The sequence below is a fragment of the Niveispirillum sp. genome, from assembly GCF_017996735.1.
In the GTDB taxonomy this organism is placed as follows: Bacteria; Pseudomonadota; Alphaproteobacteria; order Azospirillales; family Azospirillaceae; genus Niveispirillum.
Genome location: NZ_JAGOGJ010000065.1, coordinates 12,870 through 38,096 on the forward strand (window position 1 = coordinate 12,870; position 25,227 = coordinate 38,096).

Consider the following 25,227-nt stretch of genomic DNA (forward strand, 5'->3'; position numbering starts at 1 on the left):
GGTCGATCCATGACCATGCCCAAGACCGGCGGCGCCCAGGGCTATCTGCGCATCGCGACCGAAGAAGCCTTCACCACGCCCGAACTGATCGCGGCCTTCCGCGAGGAACTGGTGGCCCCCGATGTCGATCCGGGCTTTCTCAGCCTGATCGGTTATTATCTGGACCATCCGGCCGAACGGCCGCGCTTTGTCGCCAACGCCCTGATGGATCTGGGCGAACAGCGCATCGCCCATATGGATGAACGCGGTATCGACCGTCAGATCCTGGGCCTGACGGCGCCCGGCACCAACGTCATCCGCAATGCCGACCGGGCCACCATGGTGGCGGAAACGGCCAACGACCGGCTGGCGGAAGCCATCGCCAAATACCCCACCCGTTTCAGCGGCATGGCCGCCTGCGCCCCCCAGAACCCCAAGGCGGCCGCGCGGGAGGTGGAACGCGCCATCGGCAAGCTGGGCCTGTCCGGCGTTCTGATCAACAGCCACATCCTGGGCGAATATCTGGATAATCCGAAGTTCAACGAGGTGCTGGAAGCCATCGAGGCGATGGACGTCCCCCTCTATATCCACCCCAACACACCGCCGGCCGCCATGATCGGCCCGCTGCTGGAAGCCGGTTTGGACGGGGCCATCTTCGGCTTCGGCGTGGAAACGGGCATGCATGCGCTGCGCATGATCACGTCCGGCGCCCTGGACCGGTTCCCCAAACTGCAGATCATCATTGGCCATATGGGCGAGGCCCTGCCCTTCTGGCTCTACCGCCTGGATTTCATGCATGGGGCCGGGGTGCGCACCGGCCGGTATGAGTGCATGAAGGCCCTGAAGAAGGGCAAGGTCTCGACCTATCTGCGCGAACATTTCCACATCACCAATTCCGGCGTCGCCTGGGAAGAGGCAATCAAGTTCACACAGAAGGTGATGGGCGAGGATCGTGTGCTCTACGCCATGGACTATCCCTACCAGTGCCCGGTGGAAGAGGTGATGGCCCTGGATTCCATGGACATGCCGCTGGAAGTGAAGCGTAAATTCTTCCAGACCAATGCGGAGAAACTGTTCAAGATCAGGTAACACCAACCCGCCTGGCACGCACCCCGGTGGCCGGATGTCGTCCGGCCGCCGGGGTGCAAGCGCCTGTAGGGGATGCCAGTCGGGAAAGTGACCGGCGTCAATCAGGAAGCACCGGGCATTCCTGACCCTCAAATATCAATCGGTTGCTTGCATCGGCTCAGCCAGCGGATTTAGGCTGCACCGCATGACCGACCCTTGCAACCTCGGCGCCGTCCCGATGCTGGCGGCTTTCCGGCAGCGCACACTGTCCCCCGTGGAGGTGATGCGCAGCGTGCTGGACCGGATGGAAGCGGCAGAGCCGCTGCTGGCCGCCACCTGGGCCGCCGAGCCGGACAATGCCCTGGCGGAGGCGCGGGCGGCAGAAGCGCGGTGGCGGGCGGGCCAACCGCTGGGGCCGCTGGACGGAGTGCCCGTCACCATCAAGGAACTGATCGCCACCAAGGGCTTCCCAAAGCCGCTGGGCACTGCCGCCACCGAACTGGTGCCGCAAGCGGCCGATGCACCGCCGGCGGCCCGGTTGCGGGAGGCTGGTGCCATCATCTTCACCCGCAGCACGGTGCCCGATTACGGCATGCTGTCGTCCGGACTATCCAGCTTCCACCGTCTGTCGCGCAATCCCTGGGACGTTCGGCTCAACCCTGGCGGATCCAGCGCCGGGGCTGCGGTCGCGGCGGCAGCGGGATATGGCCCGCTGCATGTCGGCACCGATATTGGCGGGTCGGTGCGCCTGCCCGCTGGCTGGTGTGGGATCTTCGCGCTGAAGCCCAGCAATGGCCGCATCCCCATCGACCCGCCCTATCACGGCCGCGTCGCCGGACCGATGACGCGCAGTGTGGAAGACAGCGCCCTGATGATGTCGGTCCTGTCCCGGCCGGATGAGCGTGACCACATGTCCCTGCCGCCAGCCGACCTGCCCTGGCAGGATCTGGATATCGACGTGAAGGGGCTACGCATCGGCCTAATGCTGGATGCCGGCTGCGGCCTGCCGGTGGAAGCGGAGGTCGCCCGGGCTGTAATGGCGGCGGCGCAGGCGCTGGCCGATGCGGGTGCCGTGGTGCAACCGGTGGGGCCGGTGATCAGCCGTGCGATGCTGGACGGGCTGGACCGGTTCTGGCGGACGCGGTTCCTGCATGAAATGCAGCAATTGCCACCGGAACGCCAAGTGCTGATCCTGCCCTATATCCGCGACTGGGTGGCGGCGGCCCATGCCTATACCGCCATGGATGTCTATACCGGCCAGGAACAGGTGCTGCGGATGAAGGAGGCGGCGCGGGATGTTTTCCATGGGCTGGACTTCATCCTGTCGCCCACCTCCCCGGTTCCCGCTTTCCCGGCGGAATGGGCCAGTCCCGTCAACGACCCCGCCCGCCCCTTCGAACATATCGCCTTCACCGTGGCCTGGAACATGTCGGATCATCCGGCATCCTCCATCAATTGCGGCTATACCGACACCGGCCTGCCCATCGGGCTGCAGATCGTGGGCCGGCGGTTCGACGATGTCGGCGTTCTGCGCCTCTCGCGCTTTTACGAGACCATCCGCCCGGTGCAACGGCCCTGGGCCACACCCTGGTGCCAACAGGTGAAGCCATGAACTTGCGCCCCGGCCCCCGCAACAGCATCACCGACATTGACGGGTTGCTGGTCGGCCACGCCACTGATGAGAAGATCGGGTCCGGCGTGACCGTCATCCGCTGCGGCGGCCAGTGGGTGGCGGCGGTCGATATCAGGGGTGGCGGCCCCGGCGTGCGGGAAACGGAAACCCTGGCACCGGAAAATGTTGTGGGCGGCATCCATGCCATCACGCTGTCCGGCGGATCGGTCTTCGGGCTGGCGGCGGCGGACGGGGTGGTGGGTTACCTGTCGGAACGCGATGTCGGCCTGCGCCTGCGCCCCGGTGGCCGCGCCATCCCCATCGTGCCCGCCGCCGTGCTGCACGATCTGAACAATCCAGGCGACAAGAATTGGGGGGAGGTCTCGCCTTACCGCGCCTTAGGCGCGGCCGCCGTGGCGGCGGCGGGGACGGACGTGGCCCTGGGGTCGGTTGGGGCCGGGCGCGGCGCCATGGCCGGCTATGTCAAGGGTGGCATCGGCACCGCCTCTCTGGACCTCGGTGACGGGTTGATCGTGGCGGCCCTGGTGGCGGTCAATCCCGTCGGCTCCGTCTTCATGCCCGACGGTCGCACCTTCTGGGCCTGGCCCTATGAGATCGACGGAGAGTTTGGCAGCCAACGGCCCGCCGCCGACGCCCCGCCAGCCACCGACCCCACGCCCGATGTCACGCGCCTGCGTGAACTGGGCCGGCTGAACCCCGGCGCCAACACGACTCTGGCGGTGGTCGCCACCAATGCCGCCATCGACAAGCTGGAGGCCAAGCGCATCGCCATCATGGCCCAGGACGGTCTGGCTCGCGCCATCCGGCCCGTCCACACGCCGTTCGATGGCGATCTGGTTTTCGCCATCGGCAGCGGGGCCGTGCCGCTGGGGGACGAACGGACCCGGGCGTGGCAGGCCGCCCGCATCGGTTCCGCCGCCGCCGACGTGCTGGCCCGCGCCATCGCGCGCGGCGTGCATCACGCACGCTGAGCCAGCACCCGGTCCAGATCGGGCGTCGCGGCCAGCAATTGTGCCGTGTAGGGATGCTGTGGGTGCGACAGGACCTGTACCGTTGGCCCCTGTTCCACGATGCGCCCCTGCTTCATCACCAGCACCCGGTCGGTGACGGCCCGCATCACCGACAGATCGTGTGAGACGAACAGATAGGCCAGGCCCAGTTCCGCCGACAGCCGGGCCAACAGGTCCAGGATGTCGGCCCGGATCGACACATCCAGCGCCGATACCGCCTCGTCCAGCACCACCAGCCTTGGTTCCACGATCAGAGCGCGGGCCAGCGCGATACGCTGCCGCTGCCCGCCGGAGAATTGATGGGGGTACCGGTCAGCTTCATCCGGCGACAGGCCGACCAGCGACAGCACCCGTTCCACCCGCTGCCGCCGCTGCGCCATGGTCAGCGGTTCGTCCAGCAGGTGCAGCGGTTCCGCCACGATCCTCCCGACATTCTGACGCGGATTAAAACTGCCGGCCGGATCCTGGAATACCGCCTGCATCTGTTGGCGCAGCCCCCGCAATTCGGTCCCCCGGCTGTCCTGCACCGACCGCCCGTTCAGCAGGATCGTGCCCGCCTGTGGCCGATCCAGACCCAGGACACAGCGCAGCAGGCTCGACTTGCCCGAACCGCTTTCCCCCACGACACCCAGGGTTTCACCGGGGGCAATGGTGAAGCTGACATCGGCGACCGCGTGAACGGGGGCACCCCGGCCGAACAGTCCCTGACGTTCCCCACTATAGGTGCGCGTCAGGCCGGTGACCGACAGCACGGGCGGGGCGGCCGGGTCAATGGCATGGGCCCGCAAAGGCCGGTGCCGGGACCGGTCCAGCAACGACCATGTATAGGGCGCTGTGGGTCGCGACAGCACCTCCATGGCCGCCCCCTGTTCGACCAGCCTTCCCTCTTTCAGCACGGCGATCCGGTCGGCCACCTGCGCAACCAGCCCCAGATCGTGGCTGACCAGCAGCAAGCCCATACCGTCGTCCCGCACCAGCCGGACGATCAGGTCCATGATCTGGGCCTGGGTGGTGACGTCCAGGGCCGTGGTCGGCTCATCGGCGATCAGCAGCCGGGGCCCACCGGCAATAGCGATGGCGATACCCACCCGCTGCCGCTGACCACCCGACAATTGGTGCGGGTAGCGCCGGGCGGAAATGTTCAGGCCCACACGCGCCAGCAACGCCTGGGCCGCCACCCACGCCACTCGGCGGCCCAGGCCACGGGTCGCGCGCACCGCCTCCGCCACCTGTGCCCCGATGGAAAGGGTGGGGTTCAGCGCCGTCAGCGGCTCCTGAAAGATCATGCCGGCCACCCGGCCGCGCAGCCGGTCGCCCTCGCGCTCGCTCAGGCCACTCCAGTCCCGCCCGTCCAGCAGCACACGGCCCGTAACCGACGCGCCATCCGGCAGCAGACCCATGGCCGCCAGGGCCGCCGTGGACTTGCCCGACCCGGACTCGCCGATCAGGCCGACAATTTCGCCCGGCGCCACATCCAGCGTCAGGCCCGAAAGGGCCGGCCGGTCGCCGTAACGGATGCCGGCATCCTGGAAGGACAAGATATTCATGCCCCCTCCCCCCGCCGCAGATGCCGGGCCAGCCCGTCACCGATCAGGGTCAGGCCAAACACGGCCAGCAGAATGGCCAAACCCGGTGCGATGGCCAGCCAGGGCGCGGTCCCGATCAGTGTCTGCGCATCGGCCAGCATGCGCCCCCAACTAGGGGCGGGCGGCTGCACACCCAGGCCGACATAGGACAGGCCGGCCTCCGCCAGCAGCGCCAGGGAGAACTGGATCGTCGCCTGCACCGACAGCGGACCCGACAGGTTGGGCAGGATATGTTCGGCGGAGATGCGGGCCTTGCCCTTGCCCGCCAGCCGTGCGACCGCAACAAAATCCAGTTGCCACAGCCGCCGCGCCTCGCCGCGCGTCAGGCGGGCGAAAACCGGGATGTTCAGGATGGCGATGGCCAGCACGGCATTCGACGCGCCCGGCCCCAGGGTGGCGGCCAGCAGGATGGCCAGCATCAGCCAGGGAAAGGCAAAGACCAGATCGCCCGTGCGCATCAGCGCCTCATCCACCCATCCACCCCGCGCCGCCGCCAGCAGGCCCAGCGGCACACCGAGCAGCAGCGCCGCCCCCACACCCAGCAGCGAGACGGACAGCGACACCGCCGCCCCGGCCTGGATCATCGACAGCAGATCACGGCCCAGATGGTCGGTGCCGAACGGATGCGCCGCCGATGGCGCCAACAAGCGCGCGCCGATATCGACCTGCGTCACGTCATGGGGGGTCCAGACCAGCGACAAGAGACCCGCCGCCACGAACACCCCCGTCAGCAGCAACCCGGCCCGTAACGCGTTCATGCCGCCCTCCCGTCCCGCAGGCGCGGATCGACAAGCGCATAGGCCATGTCCACCAGCAGCGAGGCGAAGACCGTGAAGCCGACCAGCAACACGACGACTGACTGCACGACGATCAGGTCACGCTGCGCAATGGCCTGCAGCACCAGCCGCCCCAGGCCGGGCAGGGAAAACACATTCTCCACGATCGCCCCGCCGGCCAGCAGGAACGGCACCTGCAGCCCCAGCACCGTCAGCACCGGACCCAGCGCATTGGGCAGGGCGTGGCGGCGGATGGCCTGTGCCCGGCTCAAGCCCTTGGCCCGCGCCGTGCGCACAAAATCCTTGTGCATTGTCTCGATCAGGGCGCCCCGCGCCACGCGGGCCAGGATGGCGGCCTGCGGCAAGGCCAGGGCCAGGATGGGCAGCGTCAGGGCCGACAGGGCGGGACCTGGACCGGCCGCCCAGCCCGGAAAACCGCCGGCCGCGAACCAGCCCAGGCCCAACGCGAAGCCCAAGACCAGCAGGATGGCCAGCCAGAAACCGGGCACGGCGATGCCGACCCGCATGATCCAGGACAGGACCCCGTCCAGCCATCCCCCCTGCCGCACCGCCGCCAGATATCCCGCCGGCAACCCGATCATGACCGACAGAAGCACCGATAACAGTGCTAGCGGCAGCGACAGTGACAGCCGTTCCCCGATCAGGTCGGCCACCGGCACGCGGTAGGTATAGGAGATGCCGAAATCGCCCCGCAGCAGCCCGCCGACCCAATCCAGATAGCGGGCGGGGATCGATCCCGTCAGGCCCAGTTCACGGTGAAGATTCTCAATGGCCTCCGGACTGGCGTTCAGTCCCATCATGACAGTGGCGGGATCGCCCGGCACCACCTGCACCAGGGCGAAGATCACCAGGGTGGCGCCCAGCAGCGTGCCCGCCAGCACCGACAGCCGCGCCAGCACATAAGACGGCCCGAAACCGATGATGGCGGCCCCCAGCAGCAGGACCAGCGCCCCCCACAGCAGCCAGATGCCCCACCCGTCACCCGCCGCCGCCGATGATGGCCCGGCCCCCGCCGCATCACCGGCGCCGTAATGCGCGGCGGCATAATCCACGACCTGATTGGGGGAATTGACCCACAGGTCGGTCAGGGCGCGGTCCTGCACCCCGAGATGCGGAAACTGGTAAAGGAAGCCATTCACCGCATCATCGACCAGCCGCCGTTGCAGGTCGCCCAGTATGCGGTGGCGTGCGGCCGCATCGGGTGCGGCCTTCAGGTCGGTCAGCAAGGCGCGGTAGGCGGGGCTTTCATAGCCGAAATAATAGTCCTGGCGGCCATAGATTGCATAATCGAAGGGTTCGGCATGGCTGACAATGGTCAGGTCGAAATCGTGGCGCTTATAGACCTCGTCCAGCCAGGCGGACCATTCGACATTGACGATGCGGGCTCGGATGCCGACAGCGGCCAGTTGCGCCGCCACGATCTCCCCGCCCCGCCTGGCATAGGCCGGGGGTGGCAGCTTCAGGGTCAGGTCCAGGCCGCGGCCATACCCCGCCTCGGCCAGCAGCCGCCGGGCGGCGGCCGGGCCGTGCGGCGTCAGGCCCGTCAGGTCGATATAATCCGGGCTGTGCGGCGGGAAATGGCTGCCGATGGGTGTCCCATACCCGTACATCGACCCATCGATGATGGCTTGCCGGTCGATGGAAAGCGCGATGGCGCGGCGCACGCGGCTATCAGCCAGGGGGCCCTGTCGCTGGTTGATCGCCAGGATCACCTCCCCTTCCGACGGGGTGATGGCCAGTTTCAGGCGCGGATCGGCGGCAAGCTGGCCCAGCACCTCCGGTGCGGGGAAATCCGGAAACAGGTCCAGGTCGCCCGCCCGCATGGCGGCATAGGCACCGTTGGGATCGGCAATGAAGCGGAAGACCAACCGCGACAGGCGGGCCGGGCGGCCCCAATAGCCATCGAACCGTTCCAATGTCACGGCGTCGCCCCGCCGCCAGCCGGCAAAGCGGAACGGCCCCGTTCCCACCGGGCTGGTGGCCAGCGCATCGGCCGTGGCGCGCGACACGATGACCGCATCACCCAGGCTCAGCAGCGTCAGGAAGGCGGAATCGCGCTCCGCCAGGTCGATGCGCACCTGCAGCGGCCCCGTGGCCGTGATCTGGGTGATCGCCCGCAGCGCCTGCATCTGGGCATTGGTGGAGGTGGGGCCGATGGCACGGGTCAGGCTGAACACCACATCCTCGGCGGTCAGCACGCTGCCATCATGGAAATGGACACCCGGCCGCAGATCGAACAGGTAGGAGCGGCCATCATCCGACAGGGTCCAACCGCTGGCCAGCAAGGGCCGGATCGTGCCATCGGCGGCGATGCGGGTCAGCCCCTCGAAGATGGTGGCATAGACGACATCGTCGGTGGCCGTGGCCGCCCCGCTGGTCGGGTCCAGGTTGGGCGGTTCCAGTTGCAGGCCGACACGCAGCGTATCACGCGACGCCGCCTGCACGGCCAGCGGCAGAAGCAGGACCAGAAGGGTCAGCAGGCAGTGCCGCAGCAGCCTCATGCCGCCGCCCACCCGCCGGCGCGGGCCTGCGCCTGTTCGGCCAGTTGCGGTAGGCCCAGACGACGATAAAGGTCAGCCAGCGCCCGGTTCAGCGGCACATTGTCGGGATCGACGGCACGGCGCAGTTCCAGTGATTGCTGCGCCTCCACCCAGGCCCCGCCCTTGATCTGCGCCTCCAGCAGGAACTGAGCGAACAGGTCGCGCTGCGCGTGGCTGCCACCCAGCCGGGAAAGGCGCGGCACGGCATCGGACAGCAGCGGCAAGGCGGCCGCCGCATGGCCGCGCGCCAGGGCCACCAGCCCGCGTGCCAGCGGCCACGCCGCATCCCGCCACGTCGCGCGGCTGTGCAGGGGCCCGTGTTCAGCGGCATCGGCGATGGCGGACAGCAACGGGTCGGCCTCCGCCCGCCCGGCCCGTGCCAGACCATAGGCATATTGGACCGACAGGAACGGCTGCACCACATCACCGGCACGCAGCGCCAGATAGGGTGCCAGTTCCGCCCAGCGTTCGCCCACCGCATAACCGGCCAGTTCCACCCGCGCCAGCAGCGACACGGCCCCCACCTGATCCTGCGAATAATCGCGGGCATGGGCCCAGACATGGGTGTCGTAAATCTCCAGCACCCGGACCACGTCACCCCGGCTCAGATGGAACAGGGCCAGATGCCACCAGAGATGGGTGACCATAAAACTGTTCAGCCCCTGCCAGCCCGGCGACCAGCCGGTCAGCGCTGCCAGCCCCTCCGCCACCTGTCCGCGCGTCAGCCAGACATGGGCCAGGGCGTGTTGTGCCCAGGGATCGGTGGGCACGATGGCCAGCCCCGCCCGCGCCGTCGCCGCCGCATCGTCCAGCAGGTGCAACTGCTCATAGGCGAAGGCCAGGCAACCGCCCAGATAAGGCAGGTCGGGGTCGGCCGCCGCCGATACCTGCGCCGCGCGCAGCATGCCGGGGAAATCACCATGATTGAACTGGTGGTAATGCAGCAGCTTCAGCGTCGCCAGATCACGCGGATAATCGGCGAGGATGGCGGACAGGATGGCGACGGTTGCGTCGATATCATCATCGATCCAGGCGGCCAGCGCGTCCGCCAGACGGGTTTCCCGATCGTTGGCCGTAGCCAGAAACAGGCGGGCCGCCACCAGATGCGGACGGGCGGCATCGGCGGCCCCCGGTGCCTCGGCCAGAAGGTTCAGGAAACCCGCATAGAAATGGACCAGCGCCGGCGCGTCAGGCACCGTCGCCGCGTCCAGGATGGTCAGCGCGCGCGCCTCATAGGCGATCATGCCGCCTACGAAATCATTGACCGCAGGCAACGACGCATCCGGAACCGTAACGGAATTTCCCAGCAGGTCCTTTGCCATCATTCACCCTTGTTGCGGTCCAGGAAGCGGACAACGTCAGCCGCCGATTTCGCCGGGATCTCCCATTGCGGCAGATGACCAACCGCAGGGTAGATGACCAGCTCGGCCTGGGGAATAGCCGCCTTGAACTTATGGGCGCCATCAACCTCGATGATCTGATCCTCCGCCCCCCACAGGATCAGGGTCGGCACCTTGATGGCGAACAGCAGTTCGTTAGATGCCGCCAGCGCACCGGGCTTCAGCGACATCAGGATGGGCCGGTGACCCGGCAGGCGCTGCAGGTCGGCCCAACGCTGAATGAAGTCCTCGGTCAGGACCGACTGATCGACCACGTCACGCTTCAGTCCTTCGCGGATCAGCGGCTTATTGTCGATGGAGGCGATGAAATCCCGGCCCCATTGGTATCGCATCAACTTGAAGGCCAGCGGCGGGTCCTTCAGCGTGGCCGAGGGCCAGCCCCCGGCATCCACCAGGATCAGGTGCGACAGCCGGTCCGGGTGCCGCACGGCCAATTGCCAGGACACCGCCCCGCCCAGGGAGTTGCCTGCAATGGCGATGCGACCCAGCCCCAGCGTGCCCGCCAACTCTTCCACCAGATCGGCATAGCGGTCGGGTGCCGCTGGAAAATCGGACGGTGCCTGTGTCATCCCATGTCCGGGCAGGTCCAGCGCGATGACCCGGTGCGTCGCCGACAGGACCTGCGTCCAGCCATCCCAGGAAAAGGCATTGTCCCCGAAACCATGGACCAGGAAGACGACAGGTGCGTTGGCGGCCCCGCTTTCCAGGTAATGCAGCCGCACCCCGCCTGAAAGATCGATATGACGGGAATTGGGCCGGCCATACTGCGCCTGCAGATCCGCCGCCGGAATATCGGGTGCGCGCAGATACAGCCAGCCGCCGGCCGCGATCAGCACCAGAACCAGCAGGATGCCCGCAATCACCGCCACGATCTTCATCTCCCGTCTCCCCTTGTGCATGAAGTGTAGGGCGGATCACGGCCAACCGTAACCCGCCCATTTAAGCCGCGCCCCTGTGATCGTCACCGATCACAGGGCTTCAGTCGCCAGCGCCGCCATCCGGCGGCTCGGCTACGCGCCACGTGGCGCGCGGCGGCAGTCGCCGCCGAACCCATTCCCGTTGAGTCTAGCTCAACGGGAATGGGTACTTGCCCTTACAGTTCGTAAGTCAAACGCACGCCATAGGTCGCCGGCCGCCCCGGAGAGGCGATGTTGGCATTGGGCAGGAAGAAGTTGCGGGTATTGTCATAATCATTGTTGAAGATGTTGCGACCGTAAAGCCCGGCGGACCAGCCGCCTTCTTCCGGCCGCAGGGTCAGGGTGGCGTTGGTGATCCAGCGTGACTTCAGGTCGTAGGTCGCGCCCAGGAACGACGGCAGCTTGTCGCGATAGGCATAATCGGCCTGCACCTCCACCGCGAACCCGCCGACCGGCACCGTATAGGCGACCGATCCCTGGTAGGACCAGTTGGCAAGCGGAATGGCCGTACCGGACAGGTCGATGGTGCGGGCCGTATAGATCCCGGTCACGGGGTCGCGGGTCAGCGATGTCGTGTCGATATTGGCGAAATCCTTGTATTCACCCTTCTTATAGCCGATGGACTGGGTCAGCCGCAGATGGGTGGTCGGCGTCACGGTCAGTTCCAGCTCCCCACCATAAATCTCCGACTTCGGCGCATTGACGATACGCCCGATCAGTCCGCGCTGTGGATTGACGACGGTGCCCAGAACCTGCTGGTTCCGGTAGTCATAATAATAGACGGAGCCGTTCAGACGGACCGATTTGCGCAGGTCCGACTTGAACCCCGCCTCATAGGCATAGAGCGTTTCCGGCTTGAACGGGTCGATCTGTTCTGTGTTCGGGGAATTGTAGACGGAGAAGCCGCCCGACTTCACGCCCCGGCTGGCATTGGCATAGAGCAGCAGATCATCCTGGGGCCGGAATTCCACCCCGATCTTGCCCGTCACCTCATCCAGTTCCTGGTTGCGGTTGCCATTGGTAAAGGTCGGCGAGCCACCGATGGCGGTGCGGAAATCACGCAGCTTGCGCTTTTCATTTTCATAGCGCAGGCCCCCCACCAGCTTCACCTGCTCCGTCACCTCATATCCCACCTGACCGAAGCCACTGATGGATTCTGCCTTCTGGCGATAGGAGGTGTCGGTGATGAAGCCCAGGCTCTGGCTGAAATCGGTCAGGAAGACCTCGTCCAGCTTCTGGGATGAATAATAGGCCCCCGTCACCCAGGATAGGGGGCCGGTACCGGTGGAGGCCAGGCGCAGTTCCTGGGAAAAGACATCGACATCGCTGCCCCAGAACGTATCGGACTCATGGCTGGCCGAGGCATCCCAGTCGGCCAGTTCACGGCGGTCCAGATGGTCATAGGCGGTAATGCTGGTCAGGCTGATGGCATCCGTCAGTTCCGACGCCACGGTCAGGCTGGCGCCATAGCTTTCATTGTCTTTCTGCGGCTTGTCATCCACGTCAAATCCGGCCAGCGTGGCGAAGGTGGAGGACAGGCCCCAGCCGGTTGCACGGCGGCTGGTATCAGCCGGGATGACCGGCCCCGCCGGCCCGCCATAGCCGCGCGTCGGGAAAGGCCGGAACAGGTAAAGGCCGGTCTGTTCGGACTGATCCCGGCCCCCATGCAGATTGACGGTCACCGTCGTGCTATCCGACGGGGTAAATTCCAGCAGCGCGCGACCAAACAGCCGGTCTGCGTCGCCCAGATGCTGGCCCGTGGCGCGGTTCTTCTGGAACCCGCCGCCCCGTTCGGTGACACCTGACACGCGGAAGCGCAGCTTGTCATTGACCGGACCGGAGACGAAGCCCTCGGCCTTGAACTCGTCAAACCGGCCATATTGCGCGTCGATGCCGGCTGAAAAATCCGCGGTGGGGCGGCGGGTGATGAAGTTGATGGCGCCGCCTGTGGTGTTGCGACCATAAAGCGTGCCCTGCGGCCCGCGCAGAACCTCCACCCGGTCGATATCGAACAACACACCCTGCGTCGCCACCGGCACGGGATAGGCCACCTCATCGACATAGACGCCGACAGTCGGCGTGTTGTTGGTGGCGTAATCCTCAAACCCGACACCACGCAGCCGGAACTGCGGCTGACCGCCACCAAAGGCGGGCACCACTTCCAGGCTGGGCGTCTGGTTCTGTAGCTGGTTCACATTGGACAGGCCACGCCGCGCCAACTCATCCCCGCCCAGCACCGACAGCGCGACACCCACATCCTGCGCGGACTCGCTGCGGCGCTGGGCCGTGACGATAATGTCCTCAATCAGGCCCGCATCCGTTGCAGCAGGGGCGGAGACCTGGGCCAGGGCCGAGAGCGGCAGGGCCAAAGTGCCAAAGGTGAGCGCGGTGGTAAGGGACAGTCGGAATTTCATGGTTGGTTCTCCCAGAGGCAACGGCAGTCAGCCGAGCTTGCGCAGGTTCGCCCGAAGCCCTTCGACGATTTCGCCGATCTGGCTTTCGGTGATGATGAGCGGGGGGGACAGCGCGATGGTGTCGCCCGTCACCCGGATCAAAAGGCCGCTGTCGAAGGCGGCGTGGAAAATATCCTGGCCGCGCTCCCCAGCCTGGCCGGGCCGGGGCGCCAGTTCGATGGCGGCCATCAGGCCGATATTGCGGATGTCGATGACATAGGGCTCGCCCCGCAGCGAATGTACGGCCTGCTCCCAAAGCGGCGCCAGCGATGCGGCCCGGTCGAACAAACCTTCATCACGATAAAGGTCCAAGGTCGCCAGGGCGGCCGCCACGGCCAGCGGATGGGCGGAATAAGTATAGCCATGCGGGAACTCGATCAGCCCGTCGGCGCCCGCCAGAATACCGTCATAGATCGTGGGCGACACGACAACGGCCCCCATGGGTACCGCCGCGTTAGTCAGCCCCTTGGCCAAGGTGACGATATCCGGCCGCACCCCGACACGCTGGCTGGCAAAGGCGGCGCCCGTGCGCCCGAAGCCCGTGATCACCTCATCAAAGATCAACAGAATGCCGTGGGCATCACAAAGGGTGCGCAGCCGCTCCAGATACCCGATGGGTGGCACCAGCACGCCGGTGGACCCGGCCACCGGCTCCACGATCACGGCCGCGATGGTGGATGGATCATGCAGCGCCACCAGCCGGTCAAGCGCATCGGCCAGTTCGGCACCATGACGGGGCTGGCCCTTGGAAAAGGCGTTACGGGACAGATCGTGGGTGTGGGGCAGATGATCGACCCCGCCCAGCAGGCTGTTGGCGAAGGGCTTGCGGTTCCCCGCGATGCCACCCACCGAAATGCCGCCAAACCCGACACCATGATAGGCACGTTCCCGGCCGACCAGACGGGTGCGCCCCGGTTGCCCGCGCGCCCGATGGAAAGCCAGCGCTGCCTTCAGCGCGGTATCGACCGCTTCCGAGCCCGAATTGCAGTAGAAAACATGCTCCAGCCCTTCCGGCAGGATGCCGGCCAGACGGGCAGCCAACTCGAATGCCGCCGGGTGGGCCAGATTGAAGGAAGGCGCGAAATCCAGGTTGGCAGCCGCACGGGCGATGGCCTGGACAATCGGCGCCCGCGCATGGCCGGCATTGGAACACCACATGCCCGATGTGCCATCCAGCACCGGCTCTCCAGCCGGGGTGAAATAATACATGCCTTCGGCCCGCGACAGCAGCCGAGGTTTCGCCTTGAACCGCCGGTTCGGCGTGAAGGGCATGAAGAAGGCGTCTAACGCGTTGGGCAGGCCGCTCATCGTCTTCGGGCTCATCCAGGGGACCGCGATATCAGCCTCTAGGTGAGGCCGTTTTTCCGGATTTTTTTATCCACTGTTTTGATAGGAATTTACAAGGCGATTTTCGCACACCCGTGCGGATTGAAGGTGGCAATACCATGCGAACGGTTCATTGACCAACCCGCCACCCTCGCACCTTGTCTCGCAATTACTCGATAAATAATTGATAATATTAAAATATTGGATGCATATTCATGGAATGGCATATTTCACATAATATTTTTGCTGTATGATGTGAATGTGCAGCCATGCATTGTACCATTGGTCAGAGTCAGCGTGGGCCACCCATCGGTGGTGAAACAGGACCATGGCCTTCATCCAGGATACAATCCAACAGGAACATGGCGCGGTGGACGACTTGCCGCTGGTGGTCGGTGCCAATCTGCACCGCGTTCGCACGCGGCGTGGCCCGTCATTGGAGCGGTTGGCGAAGGCCAGCGGTGTCAGCCGGGCCATGCTGGGCCAGATTGAAAACGGGCATTCGGTGCCCACCATTTCCGTGCTTTGGAAGATCACGCAGGCGCTCGGCGTTACCTTCTCCGCCCTGACGGTCTTCAGATGGGGCCGGAACACAGATCCTTCGCGCGGACCGGTCAAAGGTACTGACGTCTGCCGATGGCAAGTTCTCCTCACGTACGCTGTTTCCGTTCGAACCTGGACGGCGCGTGGAGTTTTACGAGTTGCGGCTTAAGCCGACGGGGCATGAGGATGCCGACCCGCATCTGCCCGGCACACGGGAGAATCTGGCTGTCGTCAGCGGCCGTGTGGAAATCGGCATCAACGGCGCCACCAGCCAGTTGCGGCCGGGCGACGCCATCGTCTTCGACGCCGACGTGTGGCCGCATTGAAATGGCGGGCCGGATACCAGATCAGACTGTTCTTCCCACCGGTGAAAACATGCCTGCATAGACCGGCTTCGCGTGCAGGAACCGGCATGCTGCGCGGCAGCGACACACCGTGATGACATCGAATAACAAATTTTAACAGTATAATTATGTATTTAAATCCCCATTGCATCAATAGGAAATATGGTTTTATGCTGTACCCCATCAACGGCGTGCCGCATGCCGGGCGCCGATGGGTTTCAAGGAATTGTGGAGCATAAAGATATGTCCTTCCGTCCCCTGCATGACCGTGTCGTCCTGCGCCGTCTGGCCCAGGAAGAAAAGACCAAGGGCGGCATCATCATTCCCGATACCGCCAAGGAAAAGCCCCAGGAGGGCGAAGTGGTGGCCGTAGGTCCGGGTGCGCGCGACGACCAGGGCCGCCTGGTGGCGCTGGATGTGAAGGTCGGCGACCGCGTGCTGTTCGGCAAATGGTCGGGCACCGAGATCAAGATCAATGGCGAGGAGCTGCTGGTCCTGAAGGAAAGCGACCTGATCGGCGTCTATACCGCCTGATTTGAAACCAATCCCTTTATTGTTTTAAGGAGCCTGCATAATGGCCGCCAAGGATGTGAAATTCTCCACCGATGCCCGTGAGCGCCTGCTGCGCGGTGTCGATATCCTCGCCAATGCCGTGAAGGTGACGCTGGGGCCCAAGGGCCGCAATGTCGTCATCGAGAAGAGCTTCGGCGCGCCGCGCATCACCAAGGACGGTGTGTCCGTCGCCAAGGAGATCGAGCTTTCCGACAAGTTCGAGAATCTGGGGGCGCAGCTGGTCAAAGAAGTGGCGACCAAGACGGCCGATCTGGCCGGCGACGGCACCACCACCGCCACCGTCCTGGCCCAGGCCATTGCGCGTGAAGGGGCCAAGGCTGTGGCCGCCGGCCTGAACCCGGCCGACCTGCGCCGCGGCATTGACCGCGCCGTCGCCGCCGTGGTGGAGGATGTGCGCGCCCGGTCCAAGAAGGTCTCCACCAACGAGGAAGTGGCCCAGGTCGCCACCATTTCCGCCAATGGTGAGAGCGCCATCGGCGAGATCATCGCCCGCGCCGTCGCCAAGGTCGGCGACGAGGGCGTGATCACGGTGGAAGAGGCCAAGAGCCTGGACACCGAGTTGGACGTGGTCGAGGGCCTGCAATTCGATCGCGGGTACCTGTCGCCCTATTTCGTCACCAATGCCGAGAAACTGGTGGCGGAACTGGACAATCCCTACATCCTGATCTTCGACAAGAAGCTGTCGGGTCTGCAGCCCATCCTGCCGCTGCTGGAATCCGTGGTGCAGTCCGCACGCCCCCTGCTGATCATCGCGGAGGATGTGGAGGGTGAGGCGCTGGCCACCCTGGTGGTGAACAAGCTGCGCGGCGGCTTGAAGATCGCCGCCGTCAAGGCGCCGGGCTTCGGCGACCGTCGCAAGGCCATCCTGGAGGATATCGCCATCGTCACGGCCGGCGAAGTCGTGTCGGAGGATCTGGGCATCAAGCTGGAGAATGTCACCTTGGCGCAACTGGGCACCGCCCGGCGCGTGCGCATCACCAAGGATGATACCACCATCATTGATGGCGCCGGTTCCAAGGATGATATCCAGGGCCGCATCGCGCAGATCAAGGCGCAGGTGGCCGAAACCACCAGCGATTACGACCGCGAGAAGCTGCAGGAACGTCTGGCCAAGCTGTCGGGCGGCATCGCCGTCATCCGCGTCGGTGGCGCGACCGAGGTGGAGGTGAAGGAGCGCAAGGACCGGGTCGATGACGCCGTCCATGCCACCCGCGCCGCCATCGAGGAAGGCATCGTCGCCGGTGGCGGCGTCGCCCTACTCTATGGTATCCGCGCCCTGTCGGCATTGGTGCCGGTGAACGCCGACGAGAAGGCCGGCATCGACATCATCCGCAAGGCCCTGCAGGCCCCCGTGCGCCAGATCGCCGAGAATTCGGGCACCGATGGCTCCGTGGTCGCCGGCAAGCTGCTGGAGAGCACCGACACCAATGTCGGCTATGACGCGCAGAAGGGCGAATTCACCGACTTGTTGAAGGCCGGCATCATCGATCCGACCAAGGTCGTCCGCGTGGCGTTGCAGGATGCTGCATCCGTCGCCGGCCTGTTGATCACCACCGAAGCCCTGATCACCGACAAGCCGGAGAAGAAGGCTGCCGGCCCCGCCGCCCCTGGCGGTGATCTCGACTTCTGACCAAAACGGTTCCCGGTGCCGGAAGGCTTCCGGTCCGGCGCCCGGAACCGCTGGAGCCGCCGCTTGCGTCCCCAATCGCAAGCGGCGGATTTCCTTATTCTCCAGGTGACGCCATGGAACCACAGGAAAGCCGACGCACTGAAAAGGTCCTGGTCTATCTCACCCGTGGCCGGTCGCTGCTGCTGTTCCGGCATGTCCATCATCCCGAGGCTGGGGTGCAGGTCCCCGGCGGCACGATCAAGCCCGGCGAGGGCCCCGTTGCCGCTGCCCACCGCGAACTGGCGGAGGAAGCGGGTTTGACCGGAGCCCGTTTCGGCCGGGTGATGACCCGCTATCTCTATTCCATGGCCACCTATGGCCGGGCGGAGCTGCAGGACCGCACCCTGGTCCACCTCACCTATGACGGCGACACGCCCCCGCGCTGGCGCCATGCAGAGGAAGATAGTGAGGGCGGCGGTGCCCCGATTGATTTCGAATTCTTCTGGCACGACCTGGACGCCATACCGCCGGAACTGATCGCTGGCCACGGCCTGTTCCTGTCGCAACTGCGCCAGTTGGCGTCTTGAGTAAGGAGTCCGGCCGATGCCCAATCTTCCCATCCTCGATCTGCGACGCCTGGATGCGGGCCCCGGTGAACGGACCGCCTTCCTGGCCGATCTGCGCCGCGCCGTGCGCGATGTCGGCTTTTATTACGTCACGGGCCATGGCGTGCCGGATGACATCCTGACCAACGCCTATCAACAGGCCAATGCCTTCTTCTGGCTGAAGCAGGCGGACAAGGATGCCATCGCCATGGCCAATTCGCCGCATTTCCGGGGCTATACGCGCACGGGCGGGGAATTGACGCGCGGGCGGCAGGATTGGCGGGAGCAACTGGATATCGGTACGGAACGCGATGCCCTGCCGCTGACGGCGGACAGCCCCGCCTGGGCGCGGTTGCCCGGCCCCAATCAATGGCCGGCTTCACTGCCCAGCCTGCGCCCCGCCCTGCTGGCCTGGCAGGAGGCGGCGACCGGCGTGGCGGTACGTTTGTTACGCGCCTTCGCCCTGGCACTAGGTCAACCAGCCGATGCGCTGGACCCGATCTTCGCCGAACGACCAGGCCAGCACGTGAAGATCATCCGCTATCCGGCACGTGGTCGGGGGGAGGATCGCCAGGGTGTGGGACCGCACAAGGATGGCGGCCTGCTGACCCTGCTGCATCAGCCCGACCTGGGCGGGTTGGAGGTTGAAACCGACGCGGGCTGGATCGCCGCCCCACCCCTGCCCGGTGCGTTTGTGGTCAATAGCGGCGAATTGCTGGAACTGGCCACTGACGGCTATATCCGCGCCACGACGCACCGTGTCGTATCTCCCGTCGGGGATCATGATCGCCTGTCCATCGCCTTTTTCCTGGGCGCGCGGTTGGATGCGCGGGTGCCGTTGCTGCCGCTGGCGCCCGAACTGAAGGCGGAGGCACGGGGACTGTCGGCCGATCCCTTGAACCCGTTATTCCGCGATATCGGCGCCAATTACCTGAAAGGCCGGCTGCGGTCCCATCCCGACGTGGCCCAGCGCCACTATGCCGACCTGCTGGCCACGACGTCCTGACCATACAAACCAGAACCAAAACCAACCACCAAGACAGCAATCCAGAGGACATATGACCGCCAAGATCGGCCGCCGTGCCCTGTTCCCCCTGCCCCTTGCCGCCCTGGCGCTGGGCGTGATGCCGGCCATGGCCGCCGATGATGCGCCACTGCGCGTGCTGGCATCGGCCGTGCCGCATGCGGAGATCCTGTATTTCATCCAGCGCAAACTGGCGCCCGACCTGAAGCTGAAGATCGTAGAGATCACGGGGGAGTTGCGCGTCAACGACCTGACCCTGGCCGGCGACGTGGATGCCAACTACTTCCAGCACAAGCCGTACCTGGAAACGGACGAAGCGACGCTGAAGACCAAGTTCGCCATCACGGCGACCGTGCATATCGAGCCCTTGGGCGTCTATTCCCGCAAGATCAAAAGCCTGGATGCCGTGCCCAACGGCGCCAAGGTAACCCTGTCCAACAGCGTCACCAATACCAGCCGGGGCCTGCACCTGTTGCAGCAGGCAGGCCTGATCAAGCTGACACCCGGTTTGACGCGTCTGGCCACCTTGCGCGATGTGGCGGAGAACCCGCGCAGTATCAAGCTGATCGAGGTAGACCCCGCCCAGTTGCCGCGCACGCTGGACGATGTCGATCTGGCCGTCGTCAACGGCAATTACGCGCTGCAGGCCGGGTTGATCCCCGCCAAGGACGCGTTGGCGCTGGAGAAGGCGGAGGGCAACCCCTACGCCAATCTGCTGGTCACGGTGCCCGCCAAGGCGAATGATCCGCGCATCAAGCGCCTGTCGGCCTTGCTGGAAGGACCGGAAGTCGCGGCGTTCATCCGTGAACGCTACAAGGGCTCCGTAATCCCGGTCCATTCATGACGGCGCGGCAACCGATCCGTATCCAGGGCCTGCGCAAAGACTATATCCAGGGCGGTCAAAGCGTGACCGCCCTGGATGGCATTGACCTGGATATTCAAGGCGGGTCCATCTTCGGCATCCTGGGGCGTTCCGGTGCCGGAAAAAGCACGCTGATCCGCTGTTTGAACCGGTTGGAAACACCCAGCGCCGGGCGTATTCTGGTCGGCGATGTCGATTTGGCGTCGCTGCCGCCGGATGAGTTGCGGCGGCAGCGACGGCGCATCGGCATGGTGTTCCAGCATTTCCACCTGCTGCATTCCCGTACCGCCGCCGACAATATCGCCGCCCCCCTGGAAATCGCCGGCATTTCGAAGCCGGAACGACAGAAGCGCGTGGCGGAACTGCTGGATCTGGTCGGCCTGTCGGGTCGCGGCACTGCCTATCCGTCGCAGCTTTCCGGCGGGCAGAAGCAGCGTGTGGGCATCGCCCGCGCCCTGGCGGCCGATCCGGACGTGTTGCTGTCGGACGAGGCGACCAGCGCACTGGACAGCGAAACCACGGCCCAGATCCTGGACCTGCTGCGCGATGTGAACCGTCGGCTGGGCGTGACCATCGTGCTGATCACCCATGAATTGTCGGTGGTGAAATCCATCTGCGACGGTGCGGCCCTGCTGGAGGGTGGGCGGCTGGTGGAAACCGGCACGCTCCGGGATCTGGTGAGCGATCCCACCTCCCGACTGGGCCAATGGCTGCTACCGGCGCTGCCGGACGCCCCCTCCGACGGGCGGCACTTGGAACTGCGTTACAGCGGCAGCGGGGCCGATACGATCCTGTCCGACCTCACTCTGCATCTCGGCCTGTCACCGGCTCTTCTGGGTGGCGGGGTGGAACAGGTGGCGGGCACTCCTGTGGCCCGGCTGCTGATCCGCCTGCCCGATGGGGCCGATCTGGACCTGATCCTTTCCTTCCTGGCCACGCGCGGCGTGCGGGCGGTGGTGCGATGAACCCCGAGACTTTCAGTGAACTGCTGGACCTGTTATGGGGTGCCAGCCTGGAGACGCTGTATATGGTGGCGCTGGCCGGGCTGGTAACCCTGGTTGCCGGTCTGCCCGCGGGCGTGGCTCTGTACCTGATCGATGGGAACGGACCGTTGCCCTGCCCCCGCCTGCACAGGGTGCTGTCCACCATCGTCAATATCGGCCGCTCTCTGCCCTTTGTCGTGCTGCTGATCGCCGTCATTCCCCTGACGCGGCTGATCGCCGGCACCTCGCTGGGCAGCACGGCCGCCATCGTGCCCTTGTCGCTGGGCTCCATCCCGTTCTTCGCGCGGGTGGTAGAGGCCGCATTGCGGGAGGTGGACAAGGGCCGGATCGAGGCGGTGCAGGCCATGGGCGGCACGCTACGCCATCTGGTGTTCATGGTGCTGCTGCCGGAGGCGCTGCCAGCCCTGCTGTCAGGCGTCACCCTGACCCTGGTCATGCTGATCGGCTATTCCGCCATGGCGGGGGTGGTGGGCGGTGGCGGCCTGGGTGATCTGGCCATCCGTTACGGTTATCTGCGCTTCAACACAGAGGTCATGGTGGCAACGGTGGTGGTGCTGATCCTGCTGGTCCAGATCATCCAGGTGGCGGGCGACTGGGCCGTGCGCCGTCTGGCGCATCGGCGGTGACCATGCAGGCGCTGGAACAGGCTCCGCCCGGTCACTTCGCCGGCATCCGCACCATCCTGACCGACATGGATGAGACGCTGACGCTCAAGGGCCGCCTGCCGGCCGCGACATATCTGGCGCTGGAACGGTTACAGGCGGCGGGCATCCGGGTGGTGCCCGTCACCGCCGCGCCCGCCGGCTGGTGTGACCAGATGGCCCGGATGTGGCCAGTGGACGCGGTGGTCGCGGAGAATGGCGGCCTGTTCATCCAGCGTGACCCATCCGGCCATGGCGCGCGCCGACATAACTGGCACGGGTCCGCCGACCCGGCGGACGCCCTGGAAGCCATCGCCACCTATGTGCGCGGCACGGTACCGGGGGCACGGTTGGCCGATGACCAGCCTTTTCGCCTGACCTCCATCGCCTTTGCCCGCACGGGTGACCGGCTGACAGACAATGCCATCCTGTCGGCCATCCGTGCGGCGGGCGGCCAGGGCACAGTGAACAATCTCTGGGTCCTGGGCTGGATCGGTGCCTATGACAAGCTGGTGGCGGCCCGCCATTTCCTGGCCCGGCATCTGGGCCTGGATATCGACCGGGACGGCGACAGCGTGCTTTACAGCGGCGATAGCGCCAATGACGCGCCCATGTTCGGCTTCTTCCGCCATACGGTGGGCGTCAGCACGGTGCGCGACCATCTGGCCGATATCCCCACCCCACCACGCTGGATCACGCCCAGCCCCGGCGGCCTTGGTTTTGTGGAACTGGCCGATGCCGTCCTGGCGCACCGGGCTGGAAATGCCTGAACGCGTCACCAGGATTGGCACAGAAGGAGAATGGGGGTCCATCCCTCTGGATAGGAAAGCGCACAAGCAGGGCCCGGTTCCGGCCCTCCAGCAGGATTTAAACATTATAAAAATGTAAATATTTTAAATTTGACTATTAAAATGTGTAATGGCGTTATTTTTCTCATTGGCAGTGAGTCTTGCCAGGCCTTCGCATCCCTCTCATAAGCTGGAGCGTTGAAAATGCTTGGAAAATCCATCTGGTCGCGGCTGATCTATACCGCTGCGACCCTTGGGGCCCTGGTCTTCGGCCCCGCCGCCTTTGCCGCCGATCCTGTGGTCAATACCGAATGGTTGGCCAAGAACCTGGATAATCCCAAAGTCCGGGTGATCGAGGTCAGTGTGGAACCGGGACAGTTCGAACGCGGGCACATCCCCGGTGCCGTGAACTTTGTCGGGCACACCGATCTGGTGGACACGGTGCGCCGCGATATCGTCTCGAAGGAGGCGTTTGAAAAACTGGCGTCGCACGCCGGCATCGGGCCGGACACGACCGTGGTGCTGTATGGCGACAATAATAACTGGTTCGCCGCCTGGGGCGCCTGGATATTCGACGTCTATGGCGTGAAGGATGTGCGCCTGCTGGACGGTGGCCGCAAGAAGTGGGAACTGGAAAAGCGGGAACTGTCCAACAGCGTGACCGACGTGAAGCCGACCGCCTATAAGGTAGCCCAGACCAACCTGCACCTGCGCGCCCGCCTGACGGACGTGCTGAAGGTGGCGGAGGGCGACAACGGCACTGCATTGCTGGACATCCGGTCGCCCGATGAATATGCGGGCAATATCTTCGCGCCCAAGGACTCTCAGGAACTGGCCATCCGCGCCGGCCATGTGCCGGGTGCCGTGAACGTGCCCTGGGCCACCGCCGTCAATCCGGAGGATGGCACCTTCAAATCGAAGGAAGAATTACGCAAGATCTACGCCGCCGCCGGCCGGTCTCGCCTTCGGCATGCTGCTGCAACGATCCCGCTTCTGTTTCCTGTGCATCCTGCGTGATTTCCATGACCGGCGTGATGCCGACGGGCTGACCGGCATCCTGGCAGCCCTGGCCGTGGGCACTGTCGGCTATGTCATCGTCTTCGGCGCCTGGCTGCCCGATCCGTCAACCGGCCATCTGCCGGCGGAGGCGCATATCGGCCCCGTCTCCTGGCCGCTGGCCCTGGCCGGACTGGCCTTCGGCGTCGGCATGGCGCTATCGGGTTCCTGCATCAGCGCTCATCTCTATCGGCTGGGTGAAGGGCCGGTTCGTGCCCCTTTTGCGCTGGCCGGCACGCTCGGCGGCTTCATCCTGGGCTATCTGTCCTGGGAATGGCTGTATCTGCGGGCCATTTCAGAGGCGCCGGTCATCTGGCTGCCCAACTATCTGGGGGCTATGGCGGGGCACTTGCCCTGCAACTGGCTGTGCTGGCGGCCCTGTTCCTGGCACTGGTACGGTTCATTCCGACCGCCAAGGCCGAACCATCCCCCTGGACCCTGACCCGTGTCGCCGACGCCGTGCTTCGCCACCGCTGGCCCGCCTGGGTCGGCGGCGTGAGCGTCAGTCTGCTGGGCACGGCAACCTATCTGCGCACCGATCCACTGGGGGTGACGGCCCAGATCGGCTGGCTGGCGCGATTGCTGGGTGAGTATCTGGGTTTTCTGGATGCGGGCCGCCTGCCGGGCCTGGACGGCTTCGCCGGCTGCGCTACGAAACCGGAAGAAGGGCTGCTGACCCTGAATGGCTGGTTCGTACTGTCCCTGATTGCTGGCAGCCTGTCGGCCGCCCTGGCCGCCGGACAATGGCGGCCCACACGTCCCCGGCTGCGCCCGTCGCTGACGGCCTGGGCGGGCGGGGTGCTGATGGGGTGGGGCCGCTACCCGCGCATGGGCGGTACGGCGGACTTCCGCTCCGCCGTGAAAGAATGGTTGTGCCGTCGCTTCTACCTCCCGGAAACGGCGCTGGCTGCCGACCGGCATATTGTACCCGTGGCTGGCACACGCGAAGCGCTGCACCAGATCGCCCACACGGTGATCGACCGTGAAAGACAGGGCCCCAAGCCCCGGGTCCTGATGCCCAACCCCTTCTACCAGATCTATGAGGGTGCGGCGCTGATCGCGGGGGGCGGAGCCATATTACATTCCCGCCCCCTGGGAGAACGGCCATCTCCCGGATCTGGAATCCCTGCCCGAGGAGGTGCTGGCCCGAACGGCACTGGCCTATATCTGCTCCCCGTCCAATCCACAGGGCGCGGTGGCGACGCTGGAGCGGCTGCAATCCTACATCCTGCTGGCCCGGCCCCATGGCTTCGTGCTGGTCATGGATGAATGCTATTCGGAGATTTATGATCGGCAGCGGTCGGTGGGCGCCCAGCAGGCCGCATTGACGCTGGGCGATAGCTTCGTATCACACGAAAGACGAAGGAGGCCGTGGAGTTACTGGAGTTCCATGTACGCCACGCTGTATCCATATGGAGACATCATCAGAAAGAAGCGGAAACAAATATTGAATAAAATAATAGGAATTA

23 protein-coding genes and 1 pseudogene are annotated in these 25,227 nt (G+C 65.3%); 17 read left to right on the plus strand and 7 right to left on the minus strand.

Annotation, left to right across the window (positions count from 1 at the left end; translation table 11 throughout):
* Nucleotides 1-9 precede the first annotated feature (9 nt).
* The 3 genes from KBA48_RS19195 (at nt 10) to KBA48_RS19205 (ending at nt 3,651) form a co-directional block, all read left to right on the plus strand.
* The gene (locus KBA48_RS19195; RefSeq protein ID WP_292909325.1) at nt 10-1,068 is read left to right on the plus strand and encodes an amidohydrolase family protein; all 1,059 of its coding nucleotides are present in this window, start codon (nt 10-12) and stop codon (nt 1,066-1,068) included.
* A 184-nt stretch (nt 1,069-1,252) separates the two neighbouring features.
* Entirely contained in the window at nt 1,253-2,659 is a 1,407-nt protein-coding gene (locus KBA48_RS19200; RefSeq protein WP_292909327.1) for an amidase, read from the plus strand.
* The gene (locus tag KBA48_RS19205) at nt 2,656-3,651 is read left to right on the plus strand and encodes a P1 family peptidase (RefSeq protein WP_292909329.1); all 996 of its coding nucleotides are present in this window, start codon (nt 2,656-2,658) and stop codon (nt 3,649-3,651) included. Before KBA48_RS19200 ends, KBA48_RS19205 begins: the two co-directional genes overlap by 4 nt.
* On the opposite strand, the gene KBA48_RS19210 is transcribed toward KBA48_RS19205, so the two are convergent.
* From KBA48_RS19210 to KBA48_RS19240, 7 genes are all read right to left on the minus strand, one after another.
* Nucleotides 3,639-5,237, minus strand: a complete 1,599-nt coding sequence (locus KBA48_RS19210) for an ABC transporter ATP-binding protein (RefSeq protein WP_292909331.1) — start codon at nt 5,235-5,237, stop codon at nt 3,639-3,641. The two genes, KBA48_RS19205 and KBA48_RS19210, sit on opposite strands and share 13 nt — an antisense overlap.
* Nucleotides 5,234-6,034, minus strand: a complete 801-nt coding sequence (locus tag KBA48_RS19215; protein ID WP_292909333.1) for an ABC transporter permease — start codon at nt 6,032-6,034, stop codon at nt 5,234-5,236. The genes KBA48_RS19210 and KBA48_RS19215 overlap by 4 nt, the downstream gene beginning before the upstream one ends.
* A complete protein-coding gene (locus KBA48_RS19220; RefSeq protein ID WP_292909335.1) occupies nt 6,031-8,574 on the minus strand; it encodes an ABC transporter substrate-binding protein in 2,544 nt (847 codons plus the stop codon). The genes KBA48_RS19215 and KBA48_RS19220 overlap by 4 nt, the downstream gene beginning before the upstream one ends.
* Nucleotides 8,571-9,887 (minus strand): tetratricopeptide repeat protein, encoded by a 1,317-nt coding sequence (locus KBA48_RS19225; RefSeq protein WP_292909337.1) that lies wholly within the window; start codon nt 9,885-9,887, stop codon nt 8,571-8,573. Before KBA48_RS19225 ends, KBA48_RS19220 begins: the two co-directional genes overlap by 4 nt.
* A 47-nt stretch (nt 9,888-9,934) precedes the next feature.
* Nucleotides 9,935-10,891 carry an alpha/beta hydrolase gene (locus tag KBA48_RS19230; RefSeq protein WP_292909339.1) on the minus strand — a complete coding sequence of 319 codons (957 nt, stop codon included), beginning with the start codon at nt 10,889-10,891 and terminating at the stop codon, nt 9,935-9,937.
* A gap of 215 nt (nt 10,892-11,106) precedes the next feature.
* Nucleotides 11,107-13,344, minus strand: coding sequence for a TonB-dependent receptor (locus KBA48_RS19235; RefSeq protein ID WP_292909341.1), 2,238 nt, complete (start codon nt 13,342-13,344; stop codon nt 11,107-11,109).
* Between the two features lie 27 nt (nt 13,345-13,371).
* Nucleotides 13,372-14,706 (minus strand): aspartate aminotransferase family protein, encoded by a 1,335-nt coding sequence (locus KBA48_RS19240; RefSeq protein WP_292909343.1) that lies wholly within the window; start codon nt 14,704-14,706, stop codon nt 13,372-13,374.
* 331 nt (nt 14,707-15,037) lie between these two features.
* Between KBA48_RS19240 and KBA48_RS19245 the strand changes: the two genes are divergently transcribed.
* The 14 genes and pseudogenes from KBA48_RS19245 to KBA48_RS33045 all read left to right on the plus strand — a co-directional run.
* Nucleotides 15,038-15,421 (plus strand): helix-turn-helix transcriptional regulator, encoded by a 384-nt coding sequence (locus KBA48_RS19245; RefSeq protein WP_292909345.1) that lies wholly within the window; start codon nt 15,038-15,040, stop codon nt 15,419-15,421.
* On the plus strand, nt 15,411-15,578 hold the full coding sequence (locus KBA48_RS19250) for a cupin domain-containing protein (protein WP_292909347.1): 168 nt from the start codon (nt 15,411-15,413) through the stop codon (nt 15,576-15,578). Before KBA48_RS19245 ends, KBA48_RS19250 begins: the two co-directional genes overlap by 11 nt.
* A gap of 261 nt (nt 15,579-15,839) precedes the next feature.
* Nucleotides 15,840-16,130, plus strand: coding sequence for a co-chaperone GroES (groES, locus tag KBA48_RS19255; RefSeq protein WP_292909349.1), 291 nt, complete (start codon nt 15,840-15,842; stop codon nt 16,128-16,130).
* A gap of 40 nt (nt 16,131-16,170) precedes the next feature.
* Nucleotides 16,171-17,799: a chaperonin GroEL gene (groL, locus tag KBA48_RS19260; protein ID WP_292909351.1), complete on the plus strand. Its 1,629-nt coding sequence runs from the start codon at nt 16,171-16,173 to the stop codon at nt 17,797-17,799.
* Nucleotides 17,800-17,912: 113 nt separating this feature from the next.
* Nucleotides 17,913-18,365: an NUDIX domain-containing protein gene (locus KBA48_RS19265; RefSeq protein WP_292909353.1), complete on the plus strand. Its 453-nt coding sequence runs from the start codon at nt 17,913-17,915 to the stop codon at nt 18,363-18,365.
* 16 nt (nt 18,366-18,381) lie between these two features.
* On the plus strand, nt 18,382-19,389 hold the full coding sequence (locus KBA48_RS19270) for a 2-oxoglutarate and iron-dependent oxygenase domain-containing protein (protein ID WP_292909355.1): 1,008 nt from the start codon (nt 18,382-18,384) through the stop codon (nt 19,387-19,389).
* Between the two features lie 52 nt (nt 19,390-19,441).
* Nucleotides 19,442-20,251 carry a MetQ/NlpA family ABC transporter substrate-binding protein gene (locus KBA48_RS19275; RefSeq protein ID WP_292909357.1) on the plus strand — a complete coding sequence of 270 codons (810 nt, stop codon included), beginning with the start codon at nt 19,442-19,444 and terminating at the stop codon, nt 20,249-20,251.
* Nucleotides 20,248-21,234, plus strand: a complete 987-nt coding sequence (locus KBA48_RS19280) for a methionine ABC transporter ATP-binding protein (protein ID WP_367273850.1) — start codon at nt 20,248-20,250, stop codon at nt 21,232-21,234. The genes KBA48_RS19275 and KBA48_RS19280 overlap by 4 nt, the downstream gene beginning before the upstream one ends.
* A complete protein-coding gene (locus KBA48_RS19290; RefSeq protein ID WP_292909359.1) occupies nt 21,231-21,899 on the plus strand; it encodes a methionine ABC transporter permease in 669 nt (222 codons plus the stop codon). The genes KBA48_RS19280 and KBA48_RS19290 overlap by 4 nt, the downstream gene beginning before the upstream one ends.
* Nucleotides 21,900-21,901: 2 nt before the next feature.
* The gene (locus KBA48_RS19295) at nt 21,902-22,684 is read left to right on the plus strand and encodes an HAD-IIB family hydrolase (RefSeq protein ID WP_292909361.1); all 783 of its coding nucleotides are present in this window, start codon (nt 21,902-21,904) and stop codon (nt 22,682-22,684) included.
* Nucleotides 22,685-22,906: 222 nt separating this feature from the next.
* The gene (locus tag KBA48_RS19300) at nt 22,907-23,719 is read left to right on the plus strand and encodes a sulfurtransferase (protein ID WP_292909363.1); all 813 of its coding nucleotides are present in this window, start codon (nt 22,907-22,909) and stop codon (nt 23,717-23,719) included.
* Nucleotides 23,673-24,200 carry a YeeE/YedE thiosulfate transporter family protein gene (locus KBA48_RS19305; protein WP_292909365.1) on the plus strand — a complete coding sequence of 176 codons (528 nt, stop codon included), beginning with the start codon at nt 23,673-23,675 and terminating at the stop codon, nt 24,198-24,200. The genes KBA48_RS19300 and KBA48_RS19305 overlap by 47 nt, the downstream gene beginning before the upstream one ends.
* Nucleotides 24,125-24,514, plus strand: a pseudogene (locus KBA48_RS33040) (YeeE/YedE thiosulfate transporter family protein); the annotation flags it as partial. The gene KBA48_RS19305 and the pseudogene KBA48_RS33040, both read left to right, overlap by 76 nt.
* Before the next feature lie 361 nt (nt 24,515-24,875).
* The coding region (locus KBA48_RS33045) for an aminotransferase class I/II-fold pyridoxal phosphate-dependent enzyme (protein ID WP_367273851.1) at nt 24,876-25,227 on the plus strand (352 nt) is incomplete at its 3' end.